This window comes from Brachyspira pilosicoli (assembly GCF_019402445.1).
Taxonomy (GTDB): domain Bacteria; phylum Spirochaetota; class Brachyspiria; order Brachyspirales; family Brachyspiraceae; genus Brachyspira; species Brachyspira pilosicoli_B.
This window is the reverse complement of record NZ_SRZM01000178.1, coordinates 1-10993: the sequence shown is the minus strand read 5'-3', so window position 1 is coordinate 10993 and position 10993 is coordinate 1. Positions and strand designations below refer to the sequence as shown.

Genomic DNA, 10993 nt, shown 5'->3' with positions numbered 1-10993 from the left:
CTTATCAACATTATAAACAACTTATCAACATAATTTATAAATGAATTCAATTATTAAATTTATAAAATTTGAATTCAATTTATAAAGTATTGGATAGAGATACTATATTAATATAATATATTTTAAATTTTAAAAATTTATTGTTATTATTATAGCGTTAATATGTTGATAACTTTTATATATAAGAAGAAACTAAAAAAAATCTTTTATAACATGTTGATAAGTTATTTATTATAAACAAATATTTAATTTCCTAAATTTCATAAATTCAAAAATAAAATTTATAAAAAATTTATTTTAAAATTTAGTTAGTAAGTTGATAATTATTATGCACTTATTAACAGTTTATCAACAATTCTTATAATCACTTATATTTTATACATAGATTATATAAGAAAATAACATATCTGGAGAGAATATGTCATATAATTTTAAGTTAATTGTAAGAAATGGGCATAATGAAGAAATTTTGGATTTAATAGATTTAAGTTCACAGATAAAATTATCAGATATAAAACTAGACTTAAAAACAATAGAAGGCAATAAATACACATCAATAAAATCTGGTATAGGGATAATATCATCAGGAAGAAAACTTGATTTTGCAATACCTATTTTTGAATATAAAGATAATTTAGGAAAATGGGTAAAAATAGAATCTCAATATACAAAATATACAACTATGATTCTTTCAAATAACTCAAATAGATATTTTATAAGAATAGAGTTTGAAAATGAGATTTATGAGGCAGAATATATAATGACTTCTGTTGGAGGATATACTGTAAAATATATAAATAATTTAGGTGTTATAAATATTTCTCTTGAATCTTTAGATAAAACTTTTTTAAGGCAAAAAGAAGACACTTACAAATTAAACATTACAAATGAAAGTAAACAAGATATATATTATAAATCTTTGAGTTTGGTGCCTACTGCTGTTTCATTTAGTTTAGAATTTAATAATATAATTGGAGATGAATTATATTTCTTATTTGCAAACAAGCAAAACTTTGGAATAGAGGCAAACATAAAAAATATAAATTCTGAGAGATGCATAGTTGATTTTAACGGTGAAGTTTTAAAAGTAAATGGCATTATATATGATTATAAAGGTATAAGACCAGAGCTTAATGTTGGGGATAATGTATTTTATTTAGACACCAATCAAACTTGCACAAATGCTTATATAAGATATAGAAGGGGTGTTTTAATATGATTATGCCTTATCATTTTTTAAGCGGTATATACAAAATTCCTCCAAGTGAGTATAAAAAATTTGAAGAAATAGGAAGCTATATAAAAATAATTCCCTACTATAATAATAAATATTATAGAGAAAGAGAGATAATATATACAGAAAATTTTTACAAGGCCTATGAGTTTAATTTAAATAAAAGAGGCGGAAGTTCTGGCAAAATAAGTTTTAATATTCCATTAGACAATATAAATATAAATGACAAAGTAGAATATTTTTTAAATGGCAATAAAAAGTTTGTTGGCTATATTGAAAGCATTGATAATTCTGGTTTAAATGTTACAGTTATACCTATATGGGGAAGGCTTCTTCATCAGTATATACAAGGGGATTTAATTTTAGAATCTACCAAAGGAGTTCTTGATATAGTTTTATCTCTTAGAGAAAAAATAGAAGAGATGGGCATAATTTTTGATGAGAAAAACATTGATTTAAATAATGACAAACAAATAACAATGTCTTTTAGCGGAAAGAATGTTTCTGATATACTTGATGAGGTAGAAGAGAATATATCAAAAAGTTACTCTTGGGGCGTTGATATAAATAATACATTTTATTTTAAAGAGTTTTCTAATATTCCAACTAAAAAGATTAATTGGCATAATAATCATTTTTCAGAGAGCGAATATACAGAAGATTCTTCAGATTTAGTAAGCAGATATATAATAAAAATGAAAGACAGCATCACAGATGAAAATGGAGAGCCTAAAGAAGTTTATAGAGCTCTTCCAAAGATAGTTGGTGCAGATAAACTATATCCTGCCATACCATTAGAAAAAGAGATAGGTATAAAAACAGATATTTTTGAACTTAATTATAAGCTTGAAAATTATGACCTTGCCTATGAATATGCTTATCAGTTTTTAACCAATCAAGAGAAAAAAGAAACTGTTCAGCTAAAAAACATAAATTGCAATTTAACAGATATTAATATAAATGAATGTGTAGAATGTATATTAAAACCTACAAACAATTTTTATAAAATAATAGATTTCAATGATTTCACAATTATAGAAAGCCATTTAAATGAAGTTTACTCAAGCGATATAATAGATATTGATAATGAAATAGAGACAAGAAAATACCCTAATTACAAACAGCAAAACAGTGTGAAACTTTCTGATATAGATAAGTATTATAAAGATGTTTGTAATCATGTTTATAATATTACAAAGATAGCTATATTTTTTTCTGATGGTTTGGAAGATAAAGAAAGTAATGTTAGTACATTGTTTCAGGTTGAAGACGGAGAGTATACGCAAAGAAAATATTGCAAAAATGGTTTTGCTTTATTTGATGTTTCAGGATATGACAAAAGAAATATTATAATAACATCAGAGAGAAGCAATATACTTTATGAGAAGTTTATATGTTTTTTTGACTGTGGTTCTAAGACAGTAGAGATGAATGTGAGAAGCATTAATTATAAGTTTGAAAACAATCATTTAACAGTTGATGCAGAGTTATCAAAGATGAATGTAAAACGCACTAATTATTTATATGACCAAGAAGAGCGAAGAAAGAAATTGGAGAGTCTTTTAACCTATTCTGAGAGCTAATTCATAAATTATTAATTCTTTAATTAATAATTTATTTCTGTATATTAATATAATATTCTTTAGATATATCATAATATCTAAATTTAAGCTAAATGCAGTCTTTTTGGTTCTTTGTGTCAACAAAAGAACTGGGGGTGCGTACCCTAAGGGCATGCTTCGCAAGGGGCTAGTCCCCGCAAGTAATCAATATTAATTATATTATTCTATTATTTTAAAAAATTTATCTTAAGGAAATTTTATGTCGTCAGGAACTATATTAAATTATTTCGGGCTTGCAAATACCTATAATCCATTTACAGATGAGAATGCATTACAAGAGGTTCATGATTTAGATTTCGATATACCTCTTTTAAGCCCATTCAAAAATGCTGATTATGTTGCAGTAAGCACAGGCCTTTTAACTACTTCACTTTCTTTTTTGAATGATTCCATACTTCAAGTAATAGACCCCAACACAAATAAAAAAATAGCAGATTTAAATCCTATAATAGGAGATATTGGAAATGATAAATACACGCCTAAAGAAAATGAAGTTTTTTGGTTTAACAAAGAAGGTTTAAGAGGTACTTATTTTTTAAACTCAATTTATGCAGGTAAAAAATTTAGAATAGCAAGCGGAAGATATATAACAACTTCAATAACAAGTGCCGTTCTTAATGATATGTTTGAAAGAACTATTGGAGTGCCTTCATATATTGAGGATATAAACAATAAAATAGAAAGCATTCAGAATAATTCTACTTTCGTATTAAAAGAAGTTATAACAAAAACAGGAGAAGGCAATCAAAATTGGGCATTGAATTGGAGGGAAGATTTAGAGTATTTACAAGTATGCGGAATAGTTGAAGGGGACACTAATGCCCTTATAAGCTTATCTTCATTTGGACTTTTTAGTGATATTTCTGATAGTGTACCTTTGATAGGCTATTTTGGAAGTTACGCGAGCTATAAATATTTTGGAGGCGAGTTTCAAAAAAACATAATAGGTAATTTCAGCGGGCTTCCAAATTTAATGAGCTTTCCTATTTTGGAAGATAAAAAACCAGTATTGGCTCTAAAGAATAATGGTAGTAATAGTATAAAAGCCACATTATATTTTTTGGTACGCAACAAATAAAAGTTTCTATAAAAGTTTATAAGCTTGTCGTATAGGATTCATAAAAAGTTCAAATGTTATAGATTAATATTAAAAAAACATGAAGATAAAAAATGTAGCCTTTTTGGTTCTTTGCGGCTGCAAAAGAACTGGGGTGTGGGGCGAAGCCCTGCAAATAATTAAAATTAAAAATATGATTTTTACAAACTTAAAAATTTTCAATATACAACTTAACAATTATATGTTGTCATATTTGCATTTTGGCTATGATTCACAAAGAACTAGCTTTTTATATTAATTCTTTTCAATATGTTTTGAAACAAATCTGTAAATAATAAACAATCATAATAAAAAATTTGGAGTAAATCTATATGTTTCTTAATGAAAATAATTTACAAGCTCCTTTTCAATACAAGATAAGCGAGAATAGTTTTAAATTAGAAAAAATAAATAATTCATTGCAATTAAGTGAGGATAACAGTCAGATAAAAGTTTTTGAAGGCGAGAGATTATTTTGTGTTGATATAGGATACGGTATAAATGGTGCTTTAGAAGAAATGGAGTTTATTTTAAATGGTGTTAGGGTGTATCCTGTTTTATTAGATGATATTAATTGTATTAGAGAATTGCAAGAAGTAGAAGAAAATAAAATATACTTAATAAAAAATGACATTAACTTTAAGAGTATAATTTTTTTGTCAGTAGCTCATTTAAATAAAGAATTTGAGTATTCCATTACAGCTTATAATACAACATTAAGCTCTTGGATGTTTGATTATATAGCAAAAAAGATTAATAGTCTTGATACTGATTACCCTATAAAAAATTATTATAATAAAATAAATTATAAAATAAATGATATTATAAAACACAATGGCTATTTGTATAAAGTAGACAAAGATTTTTTAAGTGATGATTCTTATTATTATTTAAAATCTAATTGCTCTCTTCTTACACCATTTAAGAGTTTAGAAATTGGAAGCAATTATAATGCAGGGGATATTTTAGAGTGTGAAAATAATTTTTTTGTAGTAAGTAAAAATTTTATTTATAGTGAAAAAAATGATATATATGATTTTATTAAGCCTCTAATTGAAATAATAAATTGGTTTGATGGAATTAAAAAGCTTTATAAAAATCAAATAATAATAAAGAATGGAATTTTTTATTTGGTTTTGGACTATGTAGAAAATCCTATATGGAATAATTTAATAAGAGATAACAAAATAGAAATATTGTCAAAAGCTTCTAATATATTTTATGATGACAGCAACACTTCTTTTGGAGGCGATACAAATAATGTTCAGCTTGCCATAGAAAAACTAAAAGTAGATTTAGAAAATAAACTTCCAACGGGAGGTTCAAATCTAGCAAGCAATATTTTGTATGATAATTCTAAAACTAATTTATTATATAAAACAGATGAATATGATTTTCCTCAATTTAAAAATACTATACCAGAATCTATTAATTTATTGCTTAATGATGGTATAAAAGATTATCCTGCATCTATTATAAAGCAAGAAGATGGAAGTTATTTATTGAATGCTAATTTAACTAATATTGAATCTTTTTACGGAACAAAAGCAATATCATTAGTAATAAAAAGTATAGAAACTTTTATAGAAAGTATTGAAGTATTAAATATAATAAATGTATTTTGGAAAGTCGTATCTAGTGATGAATGGACTATTAATGATGGCGATATATTTATAGAAGGAATAAGTGATTCTCTACAATTTGAGTTTTTACAAAATAGTTTAGTTATATCAAAAACAGATTTAAGTGATTTTGAAAATAAACCGTATAACATTATATTAAATATAAAAAATAGACAATTAAAAAATACAGATACTTATTTTTTAGGAATAGGAAGTTATATAAATACAAATTTTTTATCTTATTTGAATCTTCAAAATAATAATGGGGCTATAAAATTAGTTGGTGCTATAATTGGTAGTGGTTCTGCTACAGGAGCTTTTAGTACATCCTCATATAGTTTTTCAAATACATTATCAAATTATTTTAATTTAGTACCACAAGGAAATTATGCAAATACAAACGAAATTATATCAAGTACAGGAAAAGCAGTAAAATATTATTTTACTCAAAATGCTTCAAATACAAATGCTGTTGATTTAATTATAGCTTATCAAGACGAAAGTCAAATAAATCATGATGATATATTTACTTTAAATCTTACACCTGATAAAAACTCTTCTCTTAATCCTATTTACAAAAATGTTACTGATGTTCAGAAATTAGGTGAAGCTTTAAATGAAAAAGATATTAATTTACAAAATCAAATAAATATATTACTAAAAAGATATATGATACCACCTCAATTTATACAAGTATCAGAATCAAACGGTACTTTTGATAATAATAAATCTCCTGCTGCTTGGTATAAAAATATGTATGGTATAACTACTGTTTGGTCCTTAGTATATAATGGAGACGGTATTATTTTAAGAACAGAGGGAGGCTTATCTAACGACAGAAGAAACAATGGTATTCAGGAAGATGCTGGAAGGAACATTACAGGAGGATTGGGATATCATACAGGATATGGATTAAGTGCTTGGGGTGTATTTGTATGGGAAAGAATAAGACAAGAAGGAAATTTCAATCCAGGTAATACTTCAGATATTGGAAAAGCTGATATAGATTTAAGTCGTGCTTATACTACTGCTAATGAGTTTAGAATGAGAAATAGATTAATGAGAATATATATATTAGAAAGTATAGAAGGAATAAGAATATAGGATTTATAAAATGTTATTTATAATTTACAACAAAAACAATAATAAGATTACTAATATTAAAGAAGCTATAAACAAAGATGATATTATATTATCTAAAGATGAGGCTATATTTGAAAATAAGAATATAAAAGATTTTAGCCAAACGGACATAAGAGCTTATAATAAGGACGGTTCTGTTAAAAGTTTAGATGAGCAACTAAAAGAAAAAATAATAACTCTTAAAGACAATGAAATAATAGATGAGGGCATAATTAGAGAACTCAATAAAAATTATGAAGATGATTATATTGTAATGATTGAAAGAGGACTAGAAGAGTTAGATAAAAATAAAAAGATAGTAGAAGAAAACGGTAAAAAATATATTACAGAAAAGTCTGTAGAAGAGAAATATAACAATGGTTTAATCATAGCAGAAGAGTATAACGAATATATTATACAGCAAAGGCAAAGTCAATATAGTCAAAATCTTGACAATACCAGAGCCGAACTTTTAGACGATGTGCTTAATGGTTTTGCTTCTCAAGGCTTATTGAATGAAAGTCAAATTAGTATATTAAATAGTTTACTAGATACTAGGTCTAACATAAAAGCCCAGTACAAAAAAATATTATGAGGTGTAATAATGATAGATATAAAAAAATATTTAACTGCTCTTAATATAGATTTATCTTGGGAGAGTGTACTAAAAAAATATTTACTTGCCTATAACATTACAAAAGAAAAAGATATAAAGATGTTTTTGTCTCAAACAAGTCATGAGAGTTTAAGTTATAAAAGACTTGAGGAGAGTTTCAAATATAGACCAGAAGTTTTAATAAAAGTTTTTCCAAAATACTTTAATACTCTTGAAGAGGCAAAAGATATTTTATCTAGAGGAGATGAAGCTCTTGCAAATAGAGTATACGGAGGAAGGCTTGGAAATAATTTTGATGAAGGATATAAATACAGAGGAAGAGGTATAATACAGCTTACAGGAAAAAGTAATTATATTTATTATGGAAGGCTTCTTAATATTGATTTGGTTAATAATCCTGATTGGCTTTTAGATAGAAATATTGCTGTTAATGTAGCTTGCTGTTATTGGATAAACAGAGGGCTTTTGGGTATTGATGATATAAGAAAAGTAACTAAAAAAATTAACGGCGGATACAATGGATTAGAAGATAGAATTAAAAGATATAAAAAAATAGAAAATCTATAAAAAGGCATTTTATGAATAATAGTTTGGATAAAAAAATATTTAATTATAATAAAACCTATAATAAAAAAAACTATTTTGAAAATAGATTAACTCAAATAGAAACAATAGTAGGCATAAATAATAACGGAACTCCAAATGGAAATGGGATTATTAATATGCTTGAATGTTTTAATAGAGATATGAATGAAAATAAAGAAAACTTAAAAGACATACATAAGGATATTAATAATATAAAGTTTAAATTAGGGGAATTGGAATATATATTAAAAGAGCATCAAAACACAAGAAGCTTTATAGAAAAAGAAATCTCTTCAACTAAAATTGACATTAAAGAAATAAAATCTGTATTACAAGACAGCATTACAACAAAGAGTATAGTAAAGATAAAAAATATAATAATAGGACTTGGAGCTGTAATAGTTGCATTAAGTACAATTATAGGTAGCATAGTATTTTTTGCAAATAAGTTAGGGTGATAGCTATGAATAATAAAAGTTTAAATAAAAAGATAGATGAAATATTTTCTTCAAAAGGCATTGGAAAAAAATTAAGCCTTATTACAAAATTTATTACTTTTACAATCGGCATAATAATATATTGCTATGTTGTTTATTTTAATAAGACAATACCTAGTAAAGAAGCAAGTATATCTATAATAATATTTATGCTAGGATGTTCTTCTGTGATGTATGGGGTGGATTTGAGTTTGATAATAAGGAATATTAAAGGTGATAACAGTAATAAAAATTCTAACAAATAAAAATACTTATATAATTTTGTTTGTATTGATTGTTTGCTCTTATATTTTATTTTTAAATTTAAGTTTGCAAAGTAAAAATAAAAAGATAGATGATTTAAAAATAGAAATAGATTCTCTTAATAACAGCAATTCTTTTTTATATAAAGATTTAATATTTAAAGAAAAACAAATTAGTATAATAAAAAGTTTTTCAAATAGCACAGCACTTATTAACAAAATGACTAATGAGGTTTTGGATAATGAAACTAAATATATTGTTGATACAATTAAGAAAGATTTTTATAGTTCTTTTAATTAGTTTATTAATTAATTTATTTTTTTTATCTTGCAATAGTATAAATAATAATGTTTGTGATTTAACTACGCCTCCTTCAATATACATTATAAGAGATGCTAAAACAAAAAAGGATTTATTAAAAAATTACAAAGATGCCACCATCAAAATTTCTCATTGGCAGAATTGGTATAATATACAAGTTGGAAGTAATTATTTTTATTATAGCAATTCAAACTGATTAGGCATCAGATTAAATTTATTATACTATTTTTAATATATATTTATAATACATAAATCTAAAAACACTTGCACTTTTTGCAACTTTTTGCTGCGGGAAAAAGTTGGATAAAATAAAAACTTATATGGCAAAATATAGTTATTTTCTATACACTTTCCGCACGGTTGAAAATATTTTATTCATAATAAAAATTATAATTTTCATTTTATTATATTTTTTATTTTGTCTAGCGTGCGGCAAATGTTTCCTTATAATCACTTATATTTTTTATATATATTATAAAGTATTAAAAAACGGAGAATAAAAAATGCTTGAGAATAATGATACTCAAAACAATCAAACCGTAATAGAGAAAATAATAGAGAGCTATGATACAAAATTAAAAGATAAGACTTTAGAGATAGAAAAACTAAATGAAGAGCTTAATAAAATATCTACAAACAATTATTATAATGGAGTTCCAGATTTGCACTCTAATAGAGGAGATTTTAGCGATGATTTTTCTTTTCCAAGCAAGTGGGCTTTAACTTGTAAAAGAATGGAGAACTCTATTTATTTAGAGCCAATACTTCAATTTTATAGGGGGATTTTTAATTCTTTTAATTATGAATTAGAAAAGACTGATGAATATTTTGAGAGTGCAAAGGTAAGAAGTGCTTATAACTTTATAGATAAACAATTTAAAAGAGCTGGAGGGCTTAAGAGTTTAATAGTTAATGCTGCTTATAATTCTTTGGTTTATGGTTTTTGTTTTTTTACTCCGAAGCTAGAAGTTTTGTCTGCAAAGAATTATGGATTTAAGGGTAAGCTTGATGGTTTAAGAGGTTTTAAGTTTTATGATGTTTCTTCTATAAATAGTTTTAATTTATCAAAAGAGGACATTGACGAGATTGAATCTATAAGCATAGTAAATAAAAATAATTCTACTATTACAAATATAAATTTTGATTTAGCAATAGCAGGTTATTCTACTTATGGAGATGTTACAGGCGATGTAATAGGAAAGCCTTTTTTGTATAGTGCTTATTCGCTTTGGCAGGTGCTTGAATCTATGGATAATAGTTTTAATAGGAACTTAAAAAATATAGGTGAGCATAGTTTTAATTTTGTGTCAAATTGTGAGCTTAATGACAGTAAGAGAAAAGAGGTTGAGAGAGAGATAAGAAATTTTGTTAATAACGGCGGCGGAATATTTATTTCAAAATATGGAAAGATAGAGAAGATTGAGAGTATAGATGCTAATGAATGGTATAGCTTTAGGGATAGTATGCTCTCTACACTTTTTAAAAATAAGGGAGTAGACATTAAAGCATTAGGTTTAAACAAAGGTGCAACAAAAAATTTAGCTGACCTCACTCAAGCAAACGCCTTACTTATGGCAAGCGATATTGTGGAAGGCATCATCAATAATATAAATGACAGTTTTATGAAGAGATATTTTGATTTGAATTTTAAGAGTTTAAGGCTATTAGGAGAATGCGATTATTTTAGGATTAGGCATTCAGTAAATAAAGATTAATAATATATATGTTTATATTTATATACAGTTGTTAATAATTTGAATTTTTATATACTATAATAATATGTAATATATTTATTTTTTGTAAAAAATTTACAATAAATAAAAAAATTATTTTAGGAGGCATTTATGGCAGTTAAACTTTTTAATAAAGAAGATTTGCAAAAATGCACTACAAAAGATGAGGTAGAAGCATATTTTGATTCTTTGGGTATAGAAAAAGATGATTATGAAACAAAAATAGATGCTCTCACAAAAGCATGCAATTCTAAAGCTATAAAGTATTTTGGAAATATATCATTAGAAAAAAAATATAATGA

The 10993-nt window shown here is 25.2% G+C and carries 12 protein-coding genes; all 12 read left to right on the top strand.

Annotated features, from left to right (window positions below; translation table 11 throughout):
- Positions 1–418: 418 nt before the first annotated feature.
- Positions 419–1219, top strand: coding sequence for a hypothetical protein (locus tag E6A48_RS06700; protein WP_219709270.1), 801 nt, complete (start codon positions 419–421; stop codon positions 1217–1219).
- The gene (locus tag E6A48_RS06695) at positions 1216–2817 is read left to right on the top strand and encodes a hypothetical protein (RefSeq protein WP_219709269.1); all 1602 of its coding nucleotides are present in this window, start codon (positions 1216–1218) and stop codon (positions 2815–2817) included. The genes E6A48_RS06700 and E6A48_RS06695 overlap by 4 nt, the downstream gene beginning before the upstream one ends.
- A gap of 238 nt (positions 2818–3055) precedes the next feature.
- Complete coding sequence (locus tag E6A48_RS06690) at positions 3056–3934, top strand: phage tail protein (RefSeq protein WP_219709268.1); 879 nt, start codon at positions 3056–3058, stop codon at positions 3932–3934.
- A 350-nt stretch (positions 3935–4284) separates the two neighbouring features.
- Positions 4285–6678, top strand: a complete 2394-nt coding sequence (locus E6A48_RS06685; RefSeq protein WP_219709267.1) for a phage tail protein — start codon at positions 4285–4287, stop codon at positions 6676–6678.
- A 10-nt stretch (positions 6679–6688) separates the two neighbouring features.
- Positions 6689–7291, top strand: a complete 603-nt coding sequence (locus E6A48_RS06680; protein ID WP_219709266.1) for a phage tail protein — start codon at positions 6689–6691, stop codon at positions 7289–7291.
- A gap of 9 nt (positions 7292–7300) precedes the next feature.
- A complete protein-coding gene (locus E6A48_RS06675; protein ID WP_219709265.1) occupies positions 7301–7879 on the top strand; it encodes a glycoside hydrolase family 19 protein in 579 nt (192 codons plus the stop codon).
- An 11-nt stretch (positions 7880–7890) separates the two neighbouring features.
- Positions 7891–8355 (top strand): hypothetical protein, encoded by a 465-nt coding sequence (locus tag E6A48_RS06670; protein ID WP_219709264.1) that lies wholly within the window; start codon positions 7891–7893, stop codon positions 8353–8355.
- A 5-nt stretch (positions 8356–8360) separates the two neighbouring features.
- Positions 8361–8639, top strand: a complete 279-nt coding sequence (locus tag E6A48_RS06665) for a hypothetical protein (protein WP_219709263.1) — start codon at positions 8361–8363, stop codon at positions 8637–8639.
- Positions 8640–8703: 64 nt separating this feature from the next.
- Complete coding sequence (locus E6A48_RS06660; protein ID WP_258018564.1) at positions 8704–8937, top strand: hypothetical protein; 234 nt, start codon at positions 8704–8706, stop codon at positions 8935–8937.
- Complete coding sequence (locus E6A48_RS06655) at positions 8879–9154, top strand: hypothetical protein (RefSeq protein ID WP_258018563.1); 276 nt, start codon at positions 8879–8881, stop codon at positions 9152–9154. The genes E6A48_RS06660 and E6A48_RS06655 overlap by 59 nt, the downstream gene beginning before the upstream one ends.
- A gap of 307 nt (positions 9155–9461) precedes the next feature.
- A complete protein-coding gene (locus E6A48_RS06650; protein WP_219709261.1) occupies positions 9462–10673 on the top strand; it encodes a phage capsid protein in 1212 nt (403 codons plus the stop codon).
- A gap of 129 nt (positions 10674–10802) precedes the next feature.
- Positions 10803–10993, top strand: a 191-nt coding sequence (locus E6A48_RS06645; protein ID WP_219709260.1) for a hypothetical protein, incomplete at its 3' end; no start/stop codon positions are given.

What these genes read in the sequence shown, in the direction of transcription:
- E6A48_RS06700 (WP_219709270.1), top strand. Translation starts at nt 419, where the DNA reads ATGTCATATAATTTTAAGTTAATTGTAAGAAATGGGCATAATGAAGAA.
- E6A48_RS06695 (WP_219709269.1), top strand. Translation starts at nt 1,216, where the DNA reads ATGATTATGCCTTATCATTTTTTAAGCGGTATATACAAAATTCCTCCA.
- E6A48_RS06690 (WP_219709268.1), top strand. Translation starts at nt 3,056, where the DNA reads ATGTCGTCAGGAACTATATTAAATTATTTCGGGCTTGCAAATACCTAT.
- E6A48_RS06685 (WP_219709267.1), top strand. Translation starts at nt 4,285, where the DNA reads ATGTTTCTTAATGAAAATAATTTACAAGCTCCTTTTCAATACAAGATA.
- E6A48_RS06680 (WP_219709266.1), top strand. Translation starts at nt 6,689, where the DNA reads ATGTTATTTATAATTTACAACAAAAACAATAATAAGATTACTAATATT.
- E6A48_RS06675 (WP_219709265.1), top strand. Translation starts at nt 7,301, where the DNA reads ATGATAGATATAAAAAAATATTTAACTGCTCTTAATATAGATTTATCT.
- E6A48_RS06670 (WP_219709264.1), top strand. Translation starts at nt 7,891, where the DNA reads ATGAATAATAGTTTGGATAAAAAAATATTTAATTATAATAAAACCTAT.
- E6A48_RS06665 (WP_219709263.1), top strand. Translation starts at nt 8,361, where the DNA reads ATGAATAATAAAAGTTTAAATAAAAAGATAGATGAAATATTTTCTTCA.
- E6A48_RS06655 (WP_258018563.1), top strand. Translation starts at nt 8,879, where the DNA reads ATGAAACTAAATATATTGTTGATACAATTAAGAAAGATTTTTATAGTT.
- E6A48_RS06650 (WP_219709261.1), top strand. Translation starts at nt 9,462, where the DNA reads ATGCTTGAGAATAATGATACTCAAAACAATCAAACCGTAATAGAGAAA.